The following is a 23,910-nucleotide window of genomic DNA, read 5'->3' on the forward strand; positions in this document are numbered from 1 at the left end:
TTCTACATGACAAATTGCGACTCGAAAAGCATAAAAAAAATCGGAAACCCTTATACAGCAGGTTTCCGACGAGTCATCAGTAGACTGACGTTGAAGATTTATTTGTATTTTCGAGTATTTCTTTCACTCTATTTAGGAATTTACCACATACAAGTCCATCCAACACACGATGATCTAATGATAAACATAAATTCACAATATCACGTGCAGCAAACATTCCACCTGGTAAAACGACCGGTTTTTTTACAATGCTTTCCACTTGAAGAATCGCTGCTTGTGGGTAATTAATGATCCCCATTGATTGAACAGAGCCAAATGCTCCCGTATTATTAACAGTAAATGTACCACCAGTAATGTCACCCATTGCCAATTTACCTGTACGAACTTTATTGGCAAGTTCATGGATTTCTTTAGCAATTCCTTTAATGGATTTTTCATCTGCGTGTTTTATAACAGGCACAAATAGGGCATCATCTGTTGCTACTGCAATCGAAATATTGATGTCATGCTTTTGGATAATTTTATCTTCCGCCCACATTGAATTCAGCATTGGGAATTCCTTTAATGCTTGAGCAACTGCTTTTACAAAGAAGGCGAAATATGTAAGATTAAAGCCCTCTTTTTGCTTAAATTCATTCTTTAAGCTATCACGATAAGACACTAAATCTGTTACATCCACTTCCATCATCATCCAAGCATGTGGTGCTTCATGGACACTTTTTACCATATTATTTGCAATCGCACGACGCACTTTTGTCACTGGAATTTCAATATCTCCAGGATGAACAGGTACAGGTGCAACTGCTTTTTCCACTTGTTGCTGTGGTGCTGTCGGTGCTGGCTCAACTGTAGGTTGCACCGTTGATGAAGTTGGTGCGACATCATTTGCTGTAGGGATATTGCCAGTTTCAATTAGCTTTATCAGGTCTTTTCTTGTGATACGACCACCTTCACCTGTGCCCGTCACTTGATCGAGTGCAATATCGTGCTCCTGTGCAAGTCGAAGAACGGCTGGTGAGTAGCGTACTTTATCTTTACGCGCCTCTTTTGGTGCAGCTGCTGGAGTTGCCACCTGCTGTGGTGCCTCCTGTTTCTTTTGAACACCAGCATTTAAAATAGCTGTGCTTACTGCTGATTTTTTTTCAGCTGGTGGAGGTGGTAATTCGCCCTCTCCTGCTATTTCAATCGAGCATACGACTGCCCCAACTGGCAAGGTTTGACCTTCTTGCGCAAGAAGCTCCGTAATAACCCCTTCAAATGATGATGGGATTTCAGCATTTACTTTATCTGTAACAACCTCTGCTAATGAATCATATTTTTTAACTGTATCTCCAGGCTTAACAAGCCATTTTTCAATTGTACCTTCTGTTACACTTTCGCCGAGCTGTGGCATTGTAATATTTTGAACTGACATCCTTTATTCCTCCCATCAATTAAGCCTAGGCGTCCTTGTACCTGATGCAGCGCTAAAATCATTAAACGTAGATAGGCAATTAGACAAATTTTGACTTACCTACACGTAAGTCAAAATCTGTTCATCCGTCTGAGGCTTTTCGTTTTTTCATTCAGCCTTATTGTGATCTGTTAGAACGCAGCAAGTTCTCGCATTGCACGTTCAACTTTATCAGGATTAATCATAAAATATTTCTCCATTGTTGGTGCATATGGCATGGCTGGCACATCAGGTCCTGCTAGACGTTGAATTGGAGCATCAAGCTCAAATAAACAATGTTCTGCAATAATTGCGGCAACTTCACTCATGATACTGCCTTCTTTATTATCCTCTGTGACAAGTAATACTTTGCCTGTTTTACTTGCAGCCTCAATAATCGCTTCTTTATCAAGAGGATAAACCGTACGCAAATCAAGGATATGAGCGGAAATACCATCTGCAGCTAGACGTTCAGCCGCTTGGAGGGCAAAGTGAACTGCTAAACCATACGTAATTACTGTTACATCGTCCCCTTCACGTTTCACATCTGCTTTACCAATTGGTAATGTGTAATCATCTAGCGGTACTTCACCTTTTATTAAGCGATACGCGCGTTTATGTTCGAAAAATAATACCGGATCTTCATCACGAATCGCCGCTTTCAGTAAACCTTTTGCATCATATGGTGTTGATGGTATGACAATTTTCAAACCTGGTGTCCCAGCAAAAAGTGCTTCAACGGATTGTGAATGATAAAGTGCACCGTGGATGCCTCCACCAAAAGGAGCACGGATGACCATTGGACAAGTCCAATCGTTATTGGAACGGTAACGAATTTTCGCTGCCTCCGAAACGATTTGATTGACAGCTGGCATAATGAAATCAGCAAATTGCATTTCTGCAATTGGACGCATACCATACATTGCAGCACCAATTCCAACGCCTGCGATGGCACTTTCTGCAAGTGGTGTATCTAGCACGCGATATTCGCCGAATTGATCGTATAGTCCATTTGTGGCTTTAAATACCCCACCTTTACGACCAACGTCCTCTCCTAAAATGAAAACACGCTCATCACGTTCCATCTCTTCTTTCATTGCTAATGTAATCGCATCAATATAAGACATAACTGCCATTACATGTCACCTCCGTCCACTGGTGCATAAACATATTTAAGTGCATGCTCTGGTTGTGCATATGGAGCCGCTTCTGCATAATCTGTTGCTTCATTTACTTCAGCCATCACACGTTGTTCCATTTCAGTGCGAATTGTTTCTGTCATAACGCCAGCATCCATCAGATACTTTTCAAATAATAGAATCGGATCTTTTGCTTTACCTTCTGCAATATCTTCAGCCGTACGATATTGACGATCGTCATCATCTGAAGAATGGGCTGTTAAACGATATGTCACCGTTTCAATTAAGCTTGGACCTTCTCCATTACGTGCACGGTCTGCTGCTTCTTTTACCACTTTATACACTTGTAATGGACATTTACCATCCACCGTCACACCCGGCATACCGTAACCAATACCACGATCAGATACTTTGGCACAGCCTAATTGACGTTCAACTGGCACAGAGATAGCATATTGATTGTTTTCTACCATAATAATAACGGGTAGCTTATGAACACCCGCAAAGTTTGCTCCTTCATGGAAATCTCCTTGGTTAGATGAACCTTCCCCAAGCGTAACGAAAGAAACAAAATCTTCTTTTTGTAGACGTCCAGCAAGCGCAACACCAACTGCGTGCGGAACTTGCGTTGTGACAGGAGATGATCCTGTTAGAATACGATTTTTCTTTTGACCAAAGTGACCTGGCATTTGACGACCACCGGAGTTTGGATCTTCTGCTTTTGCAAATGCAGACAACATCAGTTCTCTTGGTGTCATACCAAAATGTAAAACCACACCCATATCACGATAATATGGTGCAATATAATCCTTATTATTATCAAGTGCAAAGGCTGCTCCAACTTGTGCTGCCTCCTGGCCTTGACAAGAAATAACAAACGGAATTTTACCAGAGCGATTTAATAGCCACATACGCTCATCTAATCTTCTGGCCATTAACATTGTTTCGAACATAGCAAGTACATCTTCATTTGACAAACCTAAATCTTCATGTTTGATTTGTACATCTTGCATACGAACACCCCTTTCGTATTATAGAGAAATAACTATCTTATCCTATATCCCCACATTTGGATACGTTAGTTATGAAATTCAGAAAATTAAAAATGGATAGCACGATCATCAACCGCTAAAGCAGATTCCACTAAAACCTCATTTAACGATGGATGTGGATGAATAGCCTGACTAATTTCCCATGGCGTTGCATCTAGTACTTTCGCTAATGATGCTTCCCCAATTAAATCGGTCACATGAGGCCCTACCATATGAATACCCAAAATATCATCTGTTTCTTCATCCGCAATAATTTTGACAAAGCCCTCTGCCTCACCATTAACTAATGCTTTCCCAATAGCCTTGAATGGGAATTTACCAATCTTTAATGAAAATCCACGTTCTTTTGCCGCACGCTCTGTCAAGCCAATGCTGGCAACCTCTGGATATGAGTAAACACATTTTGGTACTTTCAAATCATCCAATTTCTCTGTTTTACCTGTTGCAATATGTTCAATAGCTGCCATTCCTTCATGAGAAGCAACATGTGCTAATTGTAAGCCACCAATCACATCTCCTATAGCATACATATGGGATTCCTTCGTTTGATAGGAATCATTCACCTTAATAAAGCCATTTTCAACTTCGATTTCTGTATTTTCTAAGCCAATACCTTGCGTATTCGCCTCACGTCCTACACAAAGTAATAGTTTATCTGCTTCAAAAATTTCTTCTTTATCATCCACCGTCGCTGAAATGAAAACGTTATCATTTTCAATTTTGAATGTACTCGCATCTAGTCGAGCATTTGTCACAATGCGAACACCTCGTTTTTCAAGCTGTTTCGTCACTTCTTTGACGATATCTGCATCTTCTGCTGGTAAAATCGATGGACCGTATTCGACGATCGTTACATACACACCAAAATCGCATAGCATAGATGCCCACTCAATTCCGATGACACCGCCACCAACGATTAATAATGATTTTGGTAATTTTTCTAACGCTAAGGCATGATCTGAATTCAGCACATATTGCCCATCAACCGTTAAGCCTGCCATTCCACGAGGCTTTGAACCCGTTGCAATGACAACGTTTGTAGGAACAAGCATTTCATTTTCATCACCATTGGACATCTCTACAGAAATCGTGCCCGGCATAGGAGAGAAAATAGATGGCCCTAAAATTCGCCCTGTACCATGATAAACATCTATTTTGCCTTTTTTCATCAGTGTATTCACACCTTGACTTAATTGCTCAACGATGGCTTGTTTTCTAGCCTGAACTTTGTCAAATTGCAATGTCACACCTTCAATATCGACACCATAGTCACTAGCTGTTTTATTAGCCATGCGATATACTTCCGCACTTCGAAGTAAGGCTTTACTTGGGATACAACCTTTATGCAAGCAAGTTCCGCCTAAGCGTTCACGTTCTACAATAGCTGTTTTCAAGCCCAACTGCGCAGCTCGAATGGCAGCAACATATCCGCCTGTACCTCCACCTAAGATGACAACATCATAATTTTGAGCCATGTTTATTCCCCCTTTTGAGAAAAATGCTAAAGTAATCTATCTATTAAACAACCAACTTACCAATTTTCCAACGGTTAGTTCTTGCTTTAGAAGAGCTTTAGCTTCACTTCATCGAGATCCTTATTTCTGGTTGAAAATAGAAGAAGTCGACAATGCGACTTCTCATAATGTATCAACCATGTCGATTAGCGACCGTGTAAAATATTTTTTTCATTTTTTAAGAATTGGCTGCGAGATTTCGCTACACGAGCGATACGTTCCTCAGCTAAGCGATTCGCTGCCACATATGTTGGAATGCCATCCCGTTTAGAAATAGCAAAGATTTTTTCAATACTATCATAAATACCATCAACGCGTTTCATTGCACGTTCACGATTATAACCATATAATTCATCTGCAACGTTTATCACGCCACCAGCATTAATCACATAGTCTGGTGCATAGACGATACCTAATTCATGCAAATAGTCACCATGGCGAGAATCTTTTAATTGATTGTTAGCAGATCCAGCAATCACTTTCGCTTTTAGTTGTGGAATTGTTTCATCGTTTAAAATAGCGCCTAATGCACATGGTGAGAAAATATCGACTTCCTGCGCATAAATTTCATCGGGTGCCACTGCAATAGCGTCGAAGTCATTAACAACTCGATCAATGGCTGCCTGATTGATATCTGTTACAACAAGTTTTGCCCCTTCATTATGTAAATACTCGCAAAGCTTGTAGGCTACATTTCCTAGACCCTGTACAGAAACTTTTAATCCTTCTAATGAATCGGAACCAAATGCTTCTTTTGCCGCCGCTTTCATACCACGGTAAACGCCATACGCTGTTACTGGAGATGGGTTACCTGAAGAACCAAATGCAGGAGAAATTCCTGTTACATAGTTTGTTTCTTCATGGATTAAATCCATATCAGATACCGTTGTACCTACATCTTCAGCTGTAATATAACGGCCATTCAATCCTTGGATGAAACGACCTAATGCACGAAACATTTCTTCATTTTTATCTTTAAATGGGTCACCTATAATGACCGTTTTTCCACCGCCAAGGTTTAAACCAGCTGCAGCATTTTTGTAAGTCATACCCCTTGCTAAACGTAACGCATCTTCAATAGCATTTTCTTCTGATGCATATGTCCACATACGTGCTCCACCTAGTGCTGGTCCAAGTGTTGTATCATGGATAGCGATAACCGCTTTTAACCCTGATGCTTCATCTTGGCAAAATACCAATTGTTCATAATCATACTTTTCCATATACTTGAAGATTTCCATGAAACTCGCCCCTTTGCTTTGGAAAGTGCATCCCCAAATGCCCATCCAATCAAGTTTTATCTAACAATCCTGTCTCCATCGCGTTGCCATCTCAGTAAAACTGAGCCCCTCTTATTCAGTAGGTGTTTAGACCCCAATGTATGAAGAAAAAATTGTTTAGTAATGGATAATATTGCTCCACTTATTTTTACAATACTGACAAATTCACAATTTCGCAACTATTATTACATATTCTTATTTAAGTAAGAATTTTCTAAACATTCTGTTACAGCCGCTACTTTATGTCCTTCCTCGTTTTTATTTAAAAATATTATATTGATTTCTCCCTTCCTTGACATTCCATCATCCACAGGTACAATTAATTATAGGAATAAGGAGGGGTATGCATGGCCCGTTTAGCTGCATTTATTGTAATGCTTATTCCAGGTCTTATGGCTGCAGGTGGCATTAAATTTATGCGTGATACATTATTTGGTAAACTCATTTCACCATTCCCATTTTTATGGCTACAATTTGTAGTAGGTGTTATTTTCTTTGTAATAGGCTTTGGGTTTTTCGCAGGATTTTTACTACATCGCGACCGAAAAAATGGAAAAGTAGCACCACGCTTTCAGAAAAAATAAAAATAGCTATCCACATAAGTCTCACTGACTTACTGGATAGCTATTTTTATAGACGCTGCTGTGCTGCGATGACTCTATCAGGATAATCTGTAATCCAACCAATCACAGCATGGTGTGGATTTGTTAAGAAAGGCTCTGAGCCATCTATTGCATAAAAACGGCATGCTTTCTCACTTGTGACACAAGCCTCTAAGTATCTTGGTTTATAATATCTTTTATGCATATGGACACAGTCAGCCGCTTGATAATCAGTTAGCAAATCCCATTTTATTTTTTTCGTGGCAATAAGAGCTGTTTCATATTCAGGTCTATGCGCTTTCACAATCTCTAGAAGCTCGTAGTGAAAGGACGAAAAATGACTACCCGATGGCAGAACTAAGCCTCGAAGGAAGTTAATCAGACCACTTCTATTGTCCAGGATCGTTGATTTTAATTCAATATTCAATGGTAGCTGCTGTTGATTTGCCCATGCTAAAACCGCATCAAATGCTGGTATTTTATACGATGAAAATAGACGTCTCCAAGGCTTTCCTAGTTTAAAGCGCAGAAGCTCCTCTATCGTACAATCACTCACCAGTTTATTGGTGCCGACGAGTCTTGATAACTGTGGATCATGATAGATTACAGGTAATCCCTCTTTTGAAAATTGAATATCTAATTCAATCCCGTCCGCCCCTAGCTCTAATGCTTTTTCAAAAGCTTGAAAGGTATTCTCCAATGCATAAGCAGATGCACCTCGATGTGCAAAGACAGGGATACATGATGAATTAGACATTTAACTCACCAAATTCGAGCAGGAATTTACCATTCGTCATTTTGCTTAATAACGATGATTTTCTACCAATTTGAATATACGTACCAGGATGTGCCTCTTTTGTTACAATAATTTCTTCTTTTCCGACATGACGCATTTCATCCATTAATATTTTAACTTCACGATCTAATGTTAAGGCTTCAGCCTTTAATTTTGTTAAAGCTTGCTTTGTCTCTTCAAATGAAGCCGTTTGTTCTTTGGACATTTGATTGAGAAATGGCAATAAGCTTTTCATTTTCATCTCATGGGCAGAAATTTCCGCTTGAATTTCTTTTAGCTGCGCTGCTTTTTCTTGCATGACAGAATTATTTTCTTGCTTATTGATGCTTTCAATTATTAAATCAGTTCGGCGCTCTAAGCGATTGCCTGAAATGGCCGTGACAATAGTATTTTTAGCTACCGCACGTCCCCCAATAATTTTACCTTTTCGTTCGTCCACATAAATGGAATGGGCAGAAAGCTGTGAGCCTAGCGCATAAAAACCAATATGAATACTATCACCTGCAAATAAATTCGCTTCATTCACATGCTTTACAAATATATTGCCCCCTGCTTCCACTATTGTTGAACCGAGTCCAAAAATGCCCCCACGAATATAAACGTCACCCTCAATGGATTTAATAAGCTTGGCACCGCTTACACCCTCTGCACCATCGATGGAAATATCACCAGTCGCAATCACTGTATAGCCACTTGTCACCGTTCCTTTAATACTAAGTGAACCATTAAATTCGAGATTGCCTGTTTCCACTCCAACATCGCCGTTTATAGGAAGGTGTCGGTTTACACCAATCATCCCCTTAACATCATCTAAAACACCGGCAATTTTCGAGCGGATTACAACTTTTCCGTCCTCTTCCACTTCATAGGCAGATTTTGTATCGTATTTTATAGGAAAATCTCGCCCCGGTACAGCAGCAACTACTTCACCTAGCACATTTTTCCCTGCTTTACCTAATGTAGCAGGAATCTTTTCACCTAGCCATGAGCCTTCTGAAATTTCTGAAATGAAATTCATATCATAGTAATCTGCTTTACCGTCGTCACGAATGACCGGCTTTCTCTCTGGTTTAGGTAAGTATGTAATTTGTGCATCCATTCCTGCTACAGGTGGTTCTCCTTGAGCAATTAAAAATGCTTTTCCTGGCTCAGCCTTCGAAATATCAAAATCTAATATTCCATGTACAATGCCTTTTTCTTCAAGTGTTTCATGTACTTGTTGTGTCAATTTTTCGTGATTATTTTGAATATATTCGAGCGTTTCATATATAAAAATAGAGGCTGACATTTTATCACGTGCTATTTCAGCTTCCACATTCGGAAGCCAGCGACCAATTTCAACCAGGCTTGTATTTTGGGTTGACAACACGGTTTTTAAAATTGAAAAATTAGATAATTTAAGTCGTGGATGACTACGTAGAATGCTATCAAATTCTTTTAATGGGAAACCGGCATTAAAAGTAAGCATAAATACCTTGCCATTTTCTTCAGAAATTTCGAAGTTTTCATTTCGAACTAGAATCAAGCTACCTCCTCCTTCCCTCTACATGTAAGTATATACAATCACCTTCCATTTGTTTAGAGACCATTGTCACTACCTAGAAAGAAAATAGTACTACTAAACCATTAATGTATCCGACAATATTTTATTTTTTAAAAAATAAATTAGTTATTTAACACTATTTTTCTGCTTGTTTTTGTGTTTTTTTATTATAATTGCTGATATTTTCTAAGTTATTCCATTAGATTAGATTGAACAATCGTATTCCTAGAACAGGTAGTAAGGGGTTGCATCGCACTTAATCATAGTTCTTTTTAGTTCTTTTATACTACATTTTTTTAATTTTTCAATAGGTCATCAATACATATTTGGCTATTTTCAATATAGTAAGTGGAACCAATTTGTTTCAATTGCTCACGATTCATATAATTCATACTTATTTTACCATCTAATGCGACACGCACCTCAAATAAATTTTCCTCTATTTGTGTGATTTCTAGCGAATTCATTCCATCCAGTTGGAAATTTACAGTTTTCATTTTGAACACCTACTTTATAATTACTTCTCAATCAATGAATGCAATAAAAAAATACCCCAAACGGACGGGGTAGAAAAAATAAACTATTACCAAGCAGTATAACCAAAGTCATAAGTAAAATCTACTGTTGCCTTATTTGCCTATATTTTTATTTGATGTTTATGAAGAGGCGTAGCATTATCTTTTGCTTTTTTGCTGAAATTAAGGCTTAAGGTAACAAAGTTTAAGTACATGAGGGTACATTTTATAGAAAATAAACCAAGGCTTTTTTGCGGAACAATCCAACCCATTTCGATTATAAGAAACATAAAAATACGCCTTTCTAAACAGTGGTTAAACTGTCTAAAAAAGGCGTTATAAAAATATGCAGTATAATTGCTATAATCAGTTTTTCTGTCAATGTCCGCTAAGACTAGGCGTTTAGCTAGCCATCATATCAATGCGGATTTTGTCTGCGATCATGGCAATGAATTCACTATTTGTTGGTTTGGATTTTAAGTGATGCACAGTGTAGCCAAACATCGACGAAATGGATTCATAATTGCCACGATTCCACGCAACCTCAATGGCATGTCGGATGGCACGTTCCACGCGAGATGGTGTCGTATTGAATTTTTTCGCGATTTCCGGATATAAAATTTTTGTCACAGATCCTAGTAGCTCAATATCCTCAAAGACCATTTGAATGGCTTCACGTAAATAAGAATACCCTTTAATATGTGCAGGTACACCGATTTCTTTAATGATGGCCGTAATCGTGCTGTCTAATTGATGCTGATTTAATTTTTGAGGTACTGTCGGTTGTAACACGCTTGTCTTTTTCGGAAGTGTCGCCTTCTGTCCAGCACAATGTAGAATTTTTTGTACCAATTGATCGAATTCAAATGGTTTTAGCATGAAATAGGAAGCCCCTAAATCGACCGCTTGTTTCATGACATCTTCCTGGCCAAAAGCTGTTAGCATAATGACTTGGATGGATGCCATTTTCTCATTTTGATACATGGACTCTAATACAGCTAAACCGTCAAGATGAGGCATTATTATATCTAGAAGTAAAATATCTGGTGTGAATTCCTCAAGCATTTGTAGACAAACTTTCCCATTTGAAGCAGTTGCAATAATTTCTATTTCGGCATGTCCTTGAAAATACTGCTCCATTGTTTTTAATAACTCACGATTATCATCTGCAATCGCTACTTTTACCTTTGTCATTTCAATTCCTCCTTCTGGACTTGCTTTGAACACCTCAAAGCGTTAACCTAACCCCTAAATGCCGTTTTTGGCACACTGTGGAATTTTCGACATTTTTGTTTTAAAAACCTTTTCTATTTCCAAAAATGAGTATGTAGTCCGATACTTTCTTTTTATATCGACAAGTTACGCTAAATAGCTGCAACCTGTCGAATGCTCTTATTACTTATTTTAGATAAAAAATGTAGATAAAACTACAGTTTTTTTAAATATCATGACTCCTTCAGGAAGTTATCAGAAATACTTGTTGAAAAGGTAAAAATCCGCGTAGCTTCCTGCGGCTCTTGCTATGCTCACGGAAAAAAGCGGATTTTTACCATTCATCATTTTTTTAGGAAGATCTTCTTAACATTTCTGCTACAGTTAGTGCTGCTCCTTTTTTCGGCTCCTCCACAAACATATGTGTCACAGCACCGACAAAACGTCCGTCTTGAATGATAGGACTGCCACTCATTCCCTGCAAAATACCACCAGTTTTTTCGATGAGCTTTTTGTCAGATACTAAAAATTCAAGGCGTTCATTTTCAACTTTTGTAATTTCAATCGTAAAGGATTCCACCTTACTGCCTTCAATGGCTGTATAGATTTCAGCTTTCCCAGCTTTTATATCTTTTTCGTGCATAATTTCTATGGCTTTGGGCAATCTTTGTTGATAACCCTCTTCCCAACGGCCAAAAATACCATAAATAGTATTTTTATCTATACTGCCTAGTCGTTCTTGGTGCTTTTCAATGGAGGAAATTTTATAGCCTGGTTGACCCGGTGTGCTTTTACGAATTTGTTGGATGGAAGCTAAAAATATGGAGCCTGCTTTAAAAACAGGGGCTTCTTGTAGGGTTGAATCGACAATTTGATGACCTAGTGCACCGTAATTTTTTGTCTCTGGATCAATATAAGTCAGTGTTCCTACTCCATCTGTTTCATCTTTTAAAAAGGAAATGACATGCTCTGCTTCTTGGTCTTGTAACTCCAGTGTAATTTGTTGGCCACCACTATTGATCGTCCATTTCTGTTGGCCATCCTTTGCCACAGCTTGTTTGGCATCAGCAAGAGATTTTACTGGGACATCATTTATTTTTTCAATCACAGCACCTCCCTTCATCCACTGATTGGAAGCTAACAGTACATCATGTGCTACAAATACATGTGATAATTGAAGTTGAATTCCAATCGCTTCGCCCATTGGTATAAGCTTTTTGGCGGCAAAAGCTTGTATAGGCAACACTAACAAAAAGATGAGCATAGGCAAAATGACTAATTGACGCCAATGACGATTCATACGACACCTCCTTTTCATTTTTGTCTTTTTACTATGTGTTGTTGTGCCATTCTTATAAGCGGTAAATATTTGTGCAAAATGAAAAAAGCCAGAAACAGCAGACACTGTTCCTGGCATAAAAATTTAACGCATCTGTTTTTTTCGTTCATCCGCCATTTTTAAAAGTTCCGTTGCATGCTGTAATGTTAAGGCGGTAATTTCTGTTCCGGACATCATGCGACTTACTTCTTCAATTCGAGCATCTTGATCAATCTCTGATAAAGATGTAAATGTTCGATCATGCTCCACTTCTTTTTTTATAAAGTAATGATGATCAGCCATAGCAGCAACTTGCGGTAAATGTGAAATACATAAAACTTGAGAATTAACGGAAATCGCGGCTATTTTTTCTGCAATGGCTTGCGCCACACGGCCACTGACACCCGTATCAACCTCATCAAAAATAATGGATGTAATGCCATTAGAAGAGGAAAAAATGGTTTTTAATGCAAGCATCATGCGCGATAATTCTCCGCCTGATGCAATTTTTGGTAAAGACTTCGGCGGTTCTCCAACGTTTGTAGAGATATAGAAAATGATCTGATCTTTCCCGTTAGCATCAAAATATGGTAATTCATCGAAATTGACAATAAATTTTGCTTTTTCCATATGTAATTCACGTAACTCTGCCATAATTGCTTCACTTAATTGCTGGGCGGCAGCTTTACGTACAGTTGAAAGTTCACTCGCCAGCTCACTGAGCACAGCTTCCATTTCTAACACACGTCGTTCTTTCACTTGCAATATTTCATCACGATTCAACAGCTCATTTAACTCTGTTTTAATTTTTTCGTAATACGCTAAAATTTCTTCCACTGTTGAACCATATTTGCGCTTTAAATTTTGCAATAACGCTAAACGTTGCTCAACCTCATTTAAACGAGCTGGATCAAATTCTAATTCATCTAATACATTTTTGACCTGATAGGCTGCATCCTGCAAGGCATAAAACGCAGTTGTCACCGCTTCAGAAGCTTCTTTAAATTGTTCGTCAACTGTTGCAGCATCTTCTAGCGCGCCCATAGCAGCACCAATCCAATCGAGTCCTTTCGATTCGCCTTGAATGGCCTCATAAGCTGCACTAGAGCGTTCAAAAATTTTATTGAAGTTCATAAGACGGCGACGTTCATCTAGGAGCTCGTCTTCCTCACCTAGCTTTAAATTAGCTTCCTCTAGCTCTTTTATTTGGAATTGATACAAATCAATCCGTTGTGCCATCAATTGTTCATCGATGGATATGGAGGCTAAGTCTTTTTTGAGTAAACGGTATTCCTCATAGTGAGTACTATACGTTTTTTGAATGGGTGACAGCTCTTCCTCTGCAAACTGGTCAAGCAAATTAATATGCTGTTTTTCATCCATCAACTCTTGATTTTCATGTTGACCATGAATATCAATGAGACTTGCCCCAATATCTCTTAAAACGGATAAGGGCACAAGCTTTCCATTTACACGGCAAATACTTTTACCAGAATCATTTAAATCACGGCGTAAAATAACGGTATCTTCTTCTATTTCAATGCCTGCTTCTTCTAATTTTTTCAGAACGGGATGAATGGAACTCGAAATTTGAAATAAGCCACCCAATTCTGCCTTTCTTGCGCCATGACGAATAAATTCAGTATTGCCTCGTCCCCCCGCAAGTAAATGCACAGCATCAATGATAATGGATTTTCCAGCACCCGTTTCCCCTGTGAGTACAGTTAAGCCTTCTGAAAAACTCACTGTCAAATCCTCAATGATAGCAAAGTTTCGAATACTAAGCTCTCTTAACACAAATTGTCACCTCTGAATCAAATTCCCCATTTTTTAAAGCATGTCTAATAAGCGATTTTTTGTATTTTCACGCTCATTTTCATTTCGACAAATAATTAAAATGGTATCATCTCCAGAAATTGTACCTAAAATTTCTGGCCAATCTAAATGATCAAGTAAGGATGCAATCGCATTCGCATTCCCTGGGAGAGCTTTCATCACTAAAAAGTGAGATGCGCCATCAATACTTACAAATGCATCTGCTAATGCACGATGTAATTTTTGGACTGGGTTGAAACGCTGATCTGCGGGCAGACTATATTTATAGCGACCATCCTGTAATGGTACTTTTACTAAATGTAGCTCTTTTATATCGCGTGATACCGTAGCTTGTGTCACATTATAGCCTGCTTCTTTTAAAAAATCGACTAAATCATCTTGTGTTTCAATTTCATGATTGGCGATAATATCCCGAATCCGTATATGTCGTTGTCCTTTATTCAACGAAATCACCTCTTATAAATAATAGTATATGTGTATAATCACCCTACCATTTTCAACAAAAAAGCACAAGAAAAAACACGGCTCAATAAGCGAGCACGTGTTATTTTAAAGAATTATGCGCTTCTTCAACGAGTGCATTAAAAGCTGTATATGCAGGGATGACTTCTTCTCCAATAGGATTCACTAAATGGAATAAAAATTCAATATTTCCTTCTCCACCTGTGATTGGAGAGAAAGAGGCATCCTTCACGACAAAGCCAAGCGTTGTCGCCATAGTGGCCGTCTTTTCTAATACTTCTAAATGTACTTTTTTATCACGAACAATCCCTTTTTTACCAACCTTATCTTTCCCCGCTTCAAACTGAGGTTTCACCAATGCCATAACATCACCACCTGGCAGCAATAATGTTTTTAAGACTGGTAAAATCAGTGACAACGAGATAAAGCTAACATCAATTGTGGCAAAAGCAGGTAAGCCTTCTGATAAATCAGCTGCCGTGGTATAGCGAAAATTCGTTTTTTCCATGACCGTGACACGTTCATCCGAGCGAATTTTCCAAGCCAATTGGTTCGAGCCAACATCCAGTGCATAGCAATGTCTTGCGCCATGTTGTAAGGCACAATCTGTAAAGCCGCCTGTAGAGGAGCCAATGTCAAGCATTAGCTTCCCTTCTACAGACATATCAAAAATTTGCAGGGCCTTTTCTAGCTTCAGACCACCACGACTTACATATTTTAAATCAGAGCCCTTTACTTGTAGCGGTGCATCGACGGCAATTTTCTCGCCTGCCTTATCAATACGTATTTCATTCGAAAAAACAAGTCCTGCCATAATGGAACGTTTTGCTTTTTCTCGTGTTTCACATAATCCACGCTCTACAAGTAAAATATCTACTCGTTCTTTTGGTTGTTTTGTCATTATTTATTCAAACCTACTTGCTGTTTTTGTTGAAGTAATACATGCATACGTGCAACCGTATCCTCTGCAGTCATATGAATTTCTGCAAGAAGCTGATCGACGTTACCATGCTCGATATATTGATCTGGAATTCCCATACGATCAATGAGCGCATTTAAATAACCATGGTCGTGAGCAAATTCTAATACACCACTACCGAACCCACCTTGTAGAACTGCTTCTTCAATCGTTAAAATCGGTTTATGATCGGCTAATATACGGTGCAGCATATTTTCATCCATCGGTTTGATAAAGCGAGCATTGACTACTTCAATGTCGATCCCTTGCTGTGCTAACATGTCAGCCGCTGCCATTGCCATTGGAATCGTTGTTCCAAATGTCAAAATCGATGCATCTTTCCCCTCACGCAATACTTCCCAACTACCAATCGGTAATGCGACAAGCTCATCATCTAGTGGCACACCTATACCGTTTCCTCGTGGGTAACGAAGAGCAATAGGACCACCATCATAATCAATCGCTGTTTTCACCATATGCTGCCCTTCATTTTCATCCTTTGGCATCATAATCGTCATGTTTGGAATATGACGAAGGAACGCAATATCAAATACACCTTGATGTGTTTCTCCATCTGCTCCCACTAAGCCAGCACGATCAATACCGATAAAGACATTTAAATTTGGGCGAGCAATATCATGCAATACTTGGTCATAGGCACGTTGCAGGAATGTAGAATAAATTGCTAGAAATGGCTTCATCTTCTGTGTGGCTAGACCTGCTGCCATTGTTGCTGCATGTTGTTCAGCAATTCCTACATCAAAGAAACGATTTGGGAAGTCTTTTTGTATGCCTTGTAGCTTGGAGCCAACAGGCATAGCGGGTGTAATGGTCACCACACGCTTATCCTCATGAGCAATTTTACGTACCGTCTCAGCAACTAAACTACTCCAAGCTGGCCCCTTGGCCTCAGACTTGACAAAGGCACCGTTTTCAATTTTATAAGGACCTGTCCCATGCCAATTGCCAATAGTATCGTCCTCAGCAGGTTTATAGCCTTTCCCTTTTTTCGTAATCACATGAAGAAGGACTGGGCCTTTCACTTTTTTCGCATAAGATAAAGTCGTTTCAAGAGCCTCGAAATCATGTCCATCAATCGGACCAAGATATTTAAAACCTAGCTCCTCAAAAAACACTCCAGATACCACTAAATATTTTAAGCTGTCCTTCAAACGTTCAGCTGTAGAAGCAAGCTTACCACCTAATACAGGAATTTTATTAATGAGTGATTCTAGCTCTTCTTTCGCTTTGGAGTACTCCTTGGCTGTACGCAAACGACCTAAAACACTGTGTAAAGCACCAACATTTGGTGCAATCGACATTTCATTATCATTTAGTATGACAATCATATTCGTTTTCGCATGCCCAATATGATTTAAAGCCTCCAGTGCCATACCACCAGTTAAAGCGCCATCACCAATGATCGGGATAACATAGCTTTGTTCTTTTTTAATATCACGTGCTGCTGCCATACCCATGGCTGCTGATAAGGAAGTCGAGCTATGACCTGTTTCCCATTCATCATGTTCACTCTCCACGCGCTTTGGAAATCCACAAAGCCCTTTGAACTGACGCAGGGTGTCAAATTGACTCGCACGACCTGTTAAAATTTTATGCACGTAAGCTTGGTGGCCAACATCCCACAAAAACTTATCTTTTGGACTGTCAAACATTTTATGCAGCATTATCGTTAGTTCAACTACGCCTAAATTCGGCCCGATATGCCCGCCTGTGACAGAACATTTTTCGATTAAGAAGGTACGAATTTCTTGAGCAAGTTGCTCAAGCTCCTTCCTATTTAAGTTTTTTAAAAAGGATGGACTAGTTATTTTATTTAAATCCACCTTTCTCACACACCTTTTCAATAAAATATTCACCGCAATTGTGTTTCCACCATTATAACAGTGTTATCAATATGCTAAAAGTACGAACACTCCATTGTTTGCATATTGCAAACGTTCCCACCTATTCTAGCATATTCTTTTCCTTCAACGCCTTAATTTTCTCTTAGTTTTTACGATGAACAATATACGCAGCAAAGTCACGTAACAAGCTGACATCTATTGGTAATTGATCAAGTGCATTAATGGCATGTTGATAATGCTCAGCAAGCTTTTCTTTTGCTCCCTCTAACGTTAATAGTGCTGGGTAGGTGCTTTTATCACTAGCTACATCTTTCCCAGCTGTTTTTCCTAGTTCTTCTGTCGTTCCTTCAATATCTAAAATATCGTCTTGAATTTGGAAAGCAAGACCGATATGATGCGCATATTCCTTCAAAGTAGCACGGTCCTGCGCTGATACATCTGCTAATACAGCTCCCGCTTCAATACTAAAGCGCAATAAAGCACCTGTTTTATTGACATGGACCTGTTCCAGTTCAGCTAAATTCAGTTGACGTTGCTCCCCTTCCATATCAAGTACTTGACCACCAACCATGCCTTCTGCGCCTGCTGCTACGCTAAGCAATTGGACAAGTTCAATGCGTTTTTCAGCAGACACTTCCATACGTGCTAAAATGCCAAATGCCAATGTATTTAGAGCATCTCCAGCTAACGTAGCCAGTGCTTCTCCAAACACCTTATGATTTGTCGGCTTGCCTCTTCTGAAATCATCATTATCCATGCTCGGTAAATCATCATGGATTAATGAATATGTGTGAATGATTTCAATTACAGAACCGACAATCAAACCGTCCTGTAGATTTTTACGGTAAAGCTCAAGCACAGCTAAGACAAAAAGTGGACGAATACGTTTACCGCCTGCCTTTAATGAATAAAGCATGGATTCCTTTAAATCCGCTGGTGCATCAATTTTTTCAACAAGTGCATACATGGTTTCTTCAATTTGTGGTATATTGCTTTCGATAAAGTACTTTAATGGCTCATTCATTTCCTAATTCTCTCCCTTTAGTGGATCAAATGCTGTTGTTTCACCAGTTTCTTGGACAATCGATACAAGCTGCTCTTCTGCATGTTGCAGCTTACTATGGCAAAACTTTGATAGCTCCATTCCTTGCTTGTATAAATCAATCGCATTTTCCAATGGCACATCGCCTTGCTCTAGCTGGCGAACGATTTCTTCTAATGCCGTCATGGCTTCTGCAAATGTTTGTTGTTTTTCTGTCACAACGATTCCCCCTCATTCTTTGGCAAGATATTCGTCACTTCAGCCACTACCTTTCCATCATGGAAAGTGAGCGTAAGCTGATCCTGCTTTTGCACCTCAGTGGATGATTTAATCATTTGCTGATCTTTATATGCTACTGTAAAGCCTCTAGTTAGAATGGATAGTGGATTTAAAGCTTCTAATGTTCTAACAGTTGCCTCGAATTGTTGTTGCTGCTTCGCCACATAATACGTCGTAGCACGAGATAATTGTTGGATGCGTGCTTCAAGCTCCCGTTGATGGAAGGCTAGTGCTTTTTTTGGTGAATGTTGCTCCACCGTACTATGTAATTGTTGAAGCTGGGCGCCTTTCTTCATCAAATCCACTTGCATCGCTGTCTGCAATCCGGACTCAAGCTGTGCTAATCTTTCCGTAAAAGGTCGATAAAGTCTTTCGGGCATGGACAATGGATAAGACTGTTGGAGTTTATTTAGACGTTGACGTTCAGCCATAAGTTGCGACCTAACTATCTGATGAAGTTGTGATTTTTGCGAAAGCACACGTTGAAATAATTCCGCCTGATCTGGTACAGCCATTTCGGCGGCTGCTGTTGGTGTAGGTGCACGTAAATCAGCAACATAATCAGCAATTGTCGTATCTGTTTCGTGACCAACTGCGCTAATAATAGGGATTCGACTGTCGAAAATAGCCCGTGCGACTATTTCTTCGTTAAATGCCCAAAGATCCTCGATTGAGCCTCCCCCTCGTCCGACTATCAACACGTCACAGCTTGCCTCCTGATTAGCACGTTGAATATTTTGCACAATATTCGGGGCTGCTTGTGCTCCTTGAACGAGTGTTGGATAAATTAAAATCTCAGCCAGTGGGTATCGTCTCTTTAACGTCGTACAAATATCTCGAATGGCAGCACCGGTTGTCGATGTTAACACACCAATTTTTTCAGGAAACTTTGGAATAGGCTGCTTCCACTCCGGTTTAAAAAGCCCTTCTTTTTGCAATTGCTCTTTTAATTGATTAAAGGCTACAAATAAGCTTCCAATGCCATCAGGTTGCATTTCCTGCACATAGAGCTGATAGGTTCCATAGCCTTCGTAAACGTTTACATCACCGCGAATAAATACTTGCATACCTTCCTTTGGCTCAAATGCTAACTTCGCGGCCGCTGTTTTAAACATGGTAGCCGCTATTCGGGCACCATCGTCCTTTAATGTAAAGTAAATATGACCTGATTGATGAATTTTAACATTCGATAATTCACCCTTTACATATACTTCGCGTAAATGTGGATCGGCATCAAATTTTCGTTTAATATATTTTGTTAACGCTTTTACAGTTAAATAAGAAGCAGAGGACATGTTTTCGGCTCCTTTACTAAAATCAAGTTTTTCACAAAACTACACCTATCATAACATTTTTTACGGTCGTTGACGTGACTAAAATGCAGTTTCGCTAGAAAAAACGACGATGTTTCCTCTATCGAAAAATAACTATAACACATTCCTACACGTTCTCACTATTAGAAACCGTATATTGTAATACATTACAAAACAAAGTCCCATAACATGAGTCGTTATGAGACTTTATATTTTAATAGAATAGTAATAAAAGGGTCCCTACAATAAAGCAATAGTACGTAAAATAGCTAAGTTTACCACTTTTCATAATGCCCATAAACCAACGCATCGCAAAATAAGTCATAATGAGTGTTGCTAGGAAAGTAGCTGCATAGGGCAACGCTAATGTACCTTTATTCGGTTCGTCTAAAAAATCTGTAATCCCTAGGACAACCCCACCCAAACTTACAGGAATATAAAGCATAAAGGAGAAACGTAAGGCAGTATCCTGCTTCATCCCTACGGCTATTGCTGAAATAATTGTTGCTCCTGAACGGCTAATACCTGGCGTTAAAGCAACCGCTTGCCCCAATCCTACAATAATGGCATCTTTTGCACGTAAATCTGCATCTTTTTTCTTGCCACGCATATTACGTATTAACCATAATGCGGCCCCTGTGACAAATAACATGAGCGCAATCGTTGTCATACTGACATTATCAGCTATGACATCACTTAATAACACCCCTAAAACGCCAGCAGGGATCGAACCAATCACGATATACAAAGCAAAGCGAAAATCTGCATGATACCGTTTTTCACGTGTCTTCAGATAAAGAAAAAAATGGGTAATAAGCCGAACAATATCCTCACGATAAATATACATAATAGCAAGTAGCGAAGCTGTATTTGTTAAAATGGCAAACGTAAATCCTTGCTCCCCAAGTCCAAGTATTTCACTGGCGATCATCACATGTCCACTCGACGATACAGGAATGGGTTCTGTGAAACCTTGGACAAGACCAATGATGATATGTTTGACAATTAACACAATATCGATATTTTCCATAAAAACCTCCTTCTAAGTATGTATGTCCCAAACGTTACATTAGACGTCAAAAACAGCATAAAAGTTCTGAATTTACGTCACATAAAAAAGGCATCTCAAAACAATGTTGAGATGCCTTTTTTCGTAAGGTTATTTATTGTGCAAGCTTATTTTCAGCTGCTTGCACAGTGTTGAATAGTAACATAGTGATGGTCATTGGGCCTACGCCGCCTGGTACAGGCGTAATATGAGACGCAATTCCATCCACTTCTACAAAGTTTACGTCACCGCATAATTTATTGTTGTCATCGCGATTAATCCCTACATCAATGACAACAGCCCCTTCTTTTACATGCTCTTTCGTAATAAAGTTCGCACGTCCAACAGCGGCAATTAAAATATCTGCTTGTTTTGTAAATGAAGGCAAATCTGGCGTTTTAGAATGCGTATAGGTCACCGTTGCATCCTTTTGCAATAATAGTTGTCCCATTGGTTTACCAACGATATGACTACGTCCTACGATGACTGCATGTTTTCCAGCGATTTCAATTCCTGAATACTCAAGAAGCTTCATCACGCCAAACGGTGTACAAGGTAAAAATGTTTCTTGGCCAAGCATCATTTTCCCAACACTGACAGGTGAGAAACCGTCGACATCTTTCTCGACAGCTATCGTTGCAATGACTGTATCCTCATCAATATGTTTTGGGAGTGGTAATTGTACTAAAATACCGTGAATATCCTCACGTTGATTTAAACGTTGAATTTGCGCTAATAATTCCTCTTGCGTTGTTTCTTCTGGTAATTTAATGAGTTCTGAGAACATACCAATTGCTTCACAAGATTTTTGTTTATTTCTCACATATGTAGCTGAAGCTTGGTTGTCTCCAACTAATACAACCGCTAAACCAGGTGTTAACCCTCGTTCTTTTAAACGAATGACACGCTCCGCCACAGCATTACGAATTTCTTGACCAATCTCTTTACCATTAATAATTGCACTTGACATAAACCTTCGTTACTCCTTCCAATTCAACACATTATTCTTGTTCTGTAAATTTAGAAAGTACACCATTGACGAATTTAGATGAACTATCTTCGCCAAATGTTTTACATAACTCGATTGCTTCGTTTAGTACTACTCTTTTTGGTGTTTCAGGCATGTATAACAGTTCGTATACAGCTAGGCGTAATACCGTTCTTTCAATTTTGGGTAGACGGGCAAGTGACCACTTTTCAAGATGCTGTTCTAATGTAGCATCGATTTCCTCCAAATGTTCAGCTGTTCCATTCACAATCTTTTCATAGAAGGCATTGGTAGGTTGACCTTTAATATGGCCCATTGCTTCTTCAACTGTTAGATCCGTGTTGTCTAGCTGAAACAAAACTTGCAACGCTTTTTCGCGTGCTTCATGTCGTTTCATGTAAAGCTCTCCTTCTTAAGTGGCATTAAGGTTTATAATAGCATAAAATCGCCCGAGAAACACGATTTCAAGCAAGTTTTCAATAATCTGAAACCTTTTTCAAGGAACTTTTTGCTTCATTTAGCCTTTCATTCAATTGGAGCTCTCCTCTAATCAAATATGGTTATTCAAAAATGAAGGTTTCATTTCCATAATGGTATACTAAAGAAGAAAATAAAAAGAATCTTCAGAGGTGTTGACAATGCAATATGAGGCTGTATGCACGAGCTGTAAAAAACCATTTAAATTGATGGAAGGTGAGGAGCAATATAAACAAATGAAGGAACGAAAATCTCGCCTATTTTACTGCGAGGATTGCAAGCATAAAATTCGATTTGATGCCATTCGAAACTTCTTTAGCTATTACTAGTGGAGGCCATTTTATGAAGGAACATTATTATACCATTGGTGAGGTTGCCAAACTTTCAAATTTATCGATTCAGACGCTACGTTACTATGATCAAATTGATTTATTTAAGCCTGCTTATACTGATCCCTACACCCATTACCGTTATTATAAAGGCAATCAGCTTTTCTATTTAGACATTATCAAATCGCTTAAATATATCGGCGTTACGCTCGAAGATATAAAAAAAGCACTGACATTAACTTCCGAAGAATTGCTTGCTTTTTTAGCACAGCAAGAGCTACGCATAAACGAAAAGATTTCACGTTTAAACGAAGCCAAAAATACGTTACTGAAAACGAAAAAACAATTACAGGAGCAAATTGATATCCCGATTTTTGGTGAGGTCTATATGCAGATAGAAGAAGCTATGCCCGTTCTGCAAGTGACAACAACTGAATTAACACCAACATCGAGCACGAGTACATATTATGCAACATTAACTAAAATCATCGAAAAGGAAGGCAGTGTCTTAAATAGTCGATATGGTTGTACATATCCTCTTGTGCCCTATAAAGATGTCAATGATATTATTTATGATGCTGTCTTCACTCCTCTTTTAACGGAGCGCACATTTTCGAAGCTTTCACCCAATGTACAGCAAACCATCATCCCTGCTGGTAAGTATGTATGCATTGCCTTTATTTATGACCCCGATACTTATTTTTCGTTCTATGAAAAATTGAGAAATTATGTGTTGGCACAGCAAGAAATTTTTGAATCACAAGTGTATGAGCTATATATGCCAGCAACTCTAACGATGGAGAAAGAAAAGAAATTTATTGTAGAATTAAAGATTAGGCAAAAACAAGAAACAATGATTTCTGCGAAAAAGTAGCTACGGATTCGTATAACTCCTCATGAAAACTTCCAA

22 protein-coding genes are annotated in these 23,910 nt (G+C 38.9%); 2 read left to right on the forward strand and 20 right to left on the reverse strand.

All coding sequences use genetic code 11. From position 1 onward, the window contains the following. Window positions 1-76: 76 nt before the first annotated feature. The 5 genes from MHI22_RS07000 to MHI22_RS07020 all read right to left on the reverse strand — a co-directional run bounded on the left by MHI22_RS07000 (window position 77) and on the right by MHI22_RS07020 (window position 6,378). Complete coding sequence (locus MHI22_RS07000) at window positions 77-1,414, reverse strand: dihydrolipoamide acetyltransferase family protein (RefSeq protein WP_340811482.1); 1,338 nt, start codon at window positions 1,412-1,414, stop codon at window positions 77-79. A 170-nt stretch (window positions 1,415-1,584) separates the two neighbouring features. After that, window positions 1,585-2,568: an alpha-ketoacid dehydrogenase subunit beta gene (locus MHI22_RS07005; RefSeq protein WP_008179931.1), complete on the reverse strand. Its 984-nt coding sequence runs from the start codon at window positions 2,566-2,568 to the stop codon at window positions 1,585-1,587. After that, a complete protein-coding gene (locus MHI22_RS07010; protein WP_036122822.1) occupies window positions 2,568-3,584 on the reverse strand; it encodes a thiamine pyrophosphate-dependent dehydrogenase E1 component subunit alpha in 1,017 nt (338 codons plus the stop codon). The genes MHI22_RS07005 and MHI22_RS07010 overlap by 1 nt, the downstream gene beginning before the upstream one ends. A gap of 86 nt (window positions 3,585-3,670) precedes the next feature. Next, a complete protein-coding gene (gene lpdA, locus MHI22_RS07015) occupies window positions 3,671-5,098 on the reverse strand; it encodes a dihydrolipoyl dehydrogenase (protein WP_058844036.1) in 1,428 nt (475 codons plus the stop codon). Window positions 5,099-5,283: 185 nt separating this feature from the next. Then, the gene (locus MHI22_RS07020; RefSeq protein ID WP_048392303.1) at window positions 5,284-6,378 is read right to left on the reverse strand and encodes a Leu/Phe/Val dehydrogenase; all 1,095 of its coding nucleotides are present in this window, start codon (window positions 6,376-6,378) and stop codon (window positions 5,284-5,286) included. 386 nt (window positions 6,379-6,764) lie between these two features. Here MHI22_RS07020 and MHI22_RS07025 point away from each other — a divergent pair, with 386 nt between their 5' ends. Next, complete coding sequence (locus tag MHI22_RS07025) at window positions 6,765-7,001, forward strand: DUF2627 domain-containing protein (RefSeq protein WP_004231186.1); 237 nt, start codon at window positions 6,765-6,767, stop codon at window positions 6,999-7,001. A 46-nt stretch (window positions 7,002-7,047) separates the two neighbouring features. On the opposite strand, the gene MHI22_RS07030 is transcribed toward MHI22_RS07025, so the two are convergent. The 15 genes from MHI22_RS07030 to nusB form a co-directional block, all read right to left on the reverse strand. Then, window positions 7,048-7,776 (reverse strand): glycerophosphodiester phosphodiesterase, encoded by a 729-nt coding sequence (locus MHI22_RS07030; protein WP_340811484.1) that lies wholly within the window; start codon window positions 7,774-7,776, stop codon window positions 7,048-7,050. Further along, on the reverse strand, window positions 7,769-9,340 hold the full coding sequence (locus tag MHI22_RS07035; RefSeq protein ID WP_058844034.1) for a DUF342 domain-containing protein: 1,572 nt from the start codon (window positions 9,338-9,340) through the stop codon (window positions 7,769-7,771). The genes MHI22_RS07030 and MHI22_RS07035 overlap by 8 nt, the downstream gene beginning before the upstream one ends. Before the next feature lie 314 nt (window positions 9,341-9,654). Further along, complete coding sequence (locus tag MHI22_RS07040) at window positions 9,655-9,855, reverse strand: hypothetical protein (protein ID WP_058844033.1); 201 nt, start codon at window positions 9,853-9,855, stop codon at window positions 9,655-9,657. A gap of 420 nt (window positions 9,856-10,275) precedes the next feature. Next, window positions 10,276-11,067 (reverse strand): sporulation transcription factor Spo0A, encoded by a 792-nt coding sequence (gene spo0A, locus MHI22_RS07045; protein ID WP_036122798.1) that lies wholly within the window; start codon window positions 11,065-11,067, stop codon window positions 10,276-10,278. A gap of 370 nt (window positions 11,068-11,437) precedes the next feature. Further along, on the reverse strand, window positions 11,438-12,385 hold the full coding sequence (locus MHI22_RS07050; protein WP_036122795.1) for a SpoIVB peptidase S55 domain-containing protein: 948 nt from the start codon (window positions 12,383-12,385) through the stop codon (window positions 11,438-11,440). Window positions 12,386-12,508: 123 nt separating this feature from the next. Then, entirely contained in the window at window positions 12,509-14,200 is a 1,692-nt protein-coding gene (gene recN / locus MHI22_RS07055; protein ID WP_340809205.1) for a DNA repair protein RecN, read from the reverse strand. 33 nt (window positions 14,201-14,233) lie between these two features. Beyond that, window positions 14,234-14,683, reverse strand: coding sequence for a transcriptional regulator AhrC/ArgR (gene ahrC / locus MHI22_RS07060; RefSeq protein WP_004231170.1), 450 nt, complete (start codon window positions 14,681-14,683; stop codon window positions 14,234-14,236). A gap of 100 nt (window positions 14,684-14,783) precedes the next feature. Further along, window positions 14,784-15,602 (reverse strand): TlyA family RNA methyltransferase, encoded by an 819-nt coding sequence (locus MHI22_RS07065; protein WP_036122784.1) that lies wholly within the window; start codon window positions 15,600-15,602, stop codon window positions 14,784-14,786. Further along, window positions 15,602-17,503, reverse strand: coding sequence for a 1-deoxy-D-xylulose-5-phosphate synthase (gene dxs, locus MHI22_RS07070; RefSeq protein WP_036122781.1), 1,902 nt, complete (start codon window positions 17,501-17,503; stop codon window positions 15,602-15,604). Before dxs ends, MHI22_RS07065 begins: the two co-directional genes overlap by 1 nt. A gap of 163 nt (window positions 17,504-17,666) precedes the next feature. Beyond that, window positions 17,667-18,548: a polyprenyl synthetase family protein gene (locus tag MHI22_RS07075; RefSeq protein WP_340811486.1), complete on the reverse strand. Its 882-nt coding sequence runs from the start codon at window positions 18,546-18,548 to the stop codon at window positions 17,667-17,669. Between the two features lie 3 nt (window positions 18,549-18,551). Further along, window positions 18,552-18,785: an exodeoxyribonuclease VII small subunit gene (xseB, locus tag MHI22_RS07080; protein ID WP_008179899.1), complete on the reverse strand. Its 234-nt coding sequence runs from the start codon at window positions 18,783-18,785 to the stop codon at window positions 18,552-18,554. Beyond that, window positions 18,782-20,140 carry an exodeoxyribonuclease VII large subunit gene (xseA, locus tag MHI22_RS07085; RefSeq protein WP_340811487.1) on the reverse strand — a complete coding sequence of 453 codons (1,359 nt, stop codon included), beginning with the start codon at window positions 20,138-20,140 and terminating at the stop codon, window positions 18,782-18,784. The genes xseB and xseA overlap by 4 nt, the downstream gene beginning before the upstream one ends. 232 nt (window positions 20,141-20,372) lie before the next feature. Then, window positions 20,373-21,188, reverse strand: a complete 816-nt coding sequence (locus MHI22_RS07090) for an undecaprenyl-diphosphate phosphatase (protein ID WP_058844030.1) — start codon at window positions 21,186-21,188, stop codon at window positions 20,373-20,375. Window positions 21,189-21,321: 133 nt separating this feature from the next. Next, a complete protein-coding gene (gene folD, locus MHI22_RS07095) occupies window positions 21,322-22,176 on the reverse strand; it encodes a bifunctional methylenetetrahydrofolate dehydrogenase/methenyltetrahydrofolate cyclohydrolase FolD (protein ID WP_058844029.1) in 855 nt (284 codons plus the stop codon). A gap of 31 nt (window positions 22,177-22,207) precedes the next feature. Further along, the gene (gene nusB, locus MHI22_RS07100; protein ID WP_036122758.1) at window positions 22,208-22,591 is read right to left on the reverse strand and encodes a transcription antitermination factor NusB; all 384 of its coding nucleotides are present in this window, start codon (window positions 22,589-22,591) and stop codon (window positions 22,208-22,210) included. A 422-nt stretch (window positions 22,592-23,013) separates the two neighbouring features. Here nusB and MHI22_RS07105 point away from each other — a divergent pair, with 422 nt between their 5' ends. Further along, window positions 23,014-23,874 carry a MerR family transcriptional regulator gene (locus MHI22_RS07105; RefSeq protein WP_058844028.1) on the forward strand — a complete coding sequence of 287 codons (861 nt, stop codon included), beginning with the start codon at window positions 23,014-23,016 and terminating at the stop codon, window positions 23,872-23,874. The last annotated feature ends 36 nt before the right edge of the window (window positions 23,875-23,910 follow it).

Origin of the sequence: Lysinibacillus sp. FSL L8-0312 (assembly GCF_038003285.1) — a bacterium.
GTDB lineage: Bacteria > Bacillota > Bacilli > Bacillales_A > Planococcaceae > Lysinibacillus > Lysinibacillus fusiformis_D.

What these genes read in the sequence shown, in the direction of transcription:
- MHI22_RS07000 (WP_340811482.1), bottom strand. Translation starts at nt 1,414, where the DNA reads ATGTCAGTTCAAAATATTACAATGCCACAGCTCGGCGAAAGTGTAACA.
- MHI22_RS07005 (WP_008179931.1), bottom strand. Translation starts at nt 2,568, where the DNA reads ATGGCAGTTATGTCTTATATTGATGCGATTACATTAGCAATGAAAGAA.
- MHI22_RS07010 (WP_036122822.1), bottom strand. Translation starts at nt 3,584, where the DNA reads ATGCAAGATGTACAAATCAAACATGAAGATTTAGGTTTGTCAAATGAA.
- lpdA (WP_058844036.1), bottom strand. Translation starts at nt 5,098, where the DNA reads ATGGCTCAAAATTATGATGTTGTCATCTTAGGTGGAGGTACAGGCGGA.
- MHI22_RS07020 (WP_048392303.1), bottom strand. Translation starts at nt 6,378, where the DNA reads ATGGAAATCTTCAAGTATATGGAAAAGTATGATTATGAACAATTGGTA.
- MHI22_RS07025 (WP_004231186.1), top strand. Translation starts at nt 6,765, where the DNA reads ATGGCCCGTTTAGCTGCATTTATTGTAATGCTTATTCCAGGTCTTATG.
- MHI22_RS07030 (WP_340811484.1), bottom strand. Translation starts at nt 7,776, where the DNA reads ATGTCTAATTCATCATGTATCCCTGTCTTTGCACATCGAGGTGCATCT.
- MHI22_RS07040 (WP_058844033.1), bottom strand. Translation starts at nt 9,855, where the DNA reads ATGAAAACTGTAAATTTCCAACTGGATGGAATGAATTCGCTAGAAATC.
- spo0A (WP_036122798.1), bottom strand. Translation starts at nt 11,067, where the DNA reads ATGACAAAGGTAAAAGTAGCGATTGCAGATGATAATCGTGAGTTATTA.
- MHI22_RS07050 (WP_036122795.1), bottom strand. Translation starts at nt 12,385, where the DNA reads ATGAATCGTCATTGGCGTCAATTAGTCATTTTGCCTATGCTCATCTTT.
- MHI22_RS07065 (WP_036122784.1), bottom strand. Translation starts at nt 15,602, where the DNA reads ATGACAAAACAACCAAAAGAACGAGTAGATATTTTACTTGTAGAGCGT.
- MHI22_RS07075 (WP_340811486.1), bottom strand. Translation starts at nt 18,548, where the DNA reads ATGAATGAGCCATTAAAGTACTTTATCGAAAGCAATATACCACAAATT.
- xseA (WP_340811487.1), bottom strand. Translation starts at nt 20,140, where the DNA reads ATGTCCTCTGCTTCTTATTTAACTGTAAAAGCGTTAACAAAATATATT.
- MHI22_RS07090 (WP_058844030.1), bottom strand. Translation starts at nt 21,188, where the DNA reads ATGGAAAATATCGATATTGTGTTAATTGTCAAACATATCATCATTGGT.
- folD (WP_058844029.1), bottom strand. Translation starts at nt 22,176, where the DNA reads ATGTCAAGTGCAATTATTAATGGTAAAGAGATTGGTCAAGAAATTCGT.
- nusB (WP_036122758.1), bottom strand. Translation starts at nt 22,591, where the DNA reads ATGAAACGACATGAAGCACGCGAAAAAGCGTTGCAAGTTTTGTTTCAG.
- MHI22_RS07105 (WP_058844028.1), top strand. Translation starts at nt 23,014, where the DNA reads ATGAAGGAACATTATTATACCATTGGTGAGGTTGCCAAACTTTCAAAT.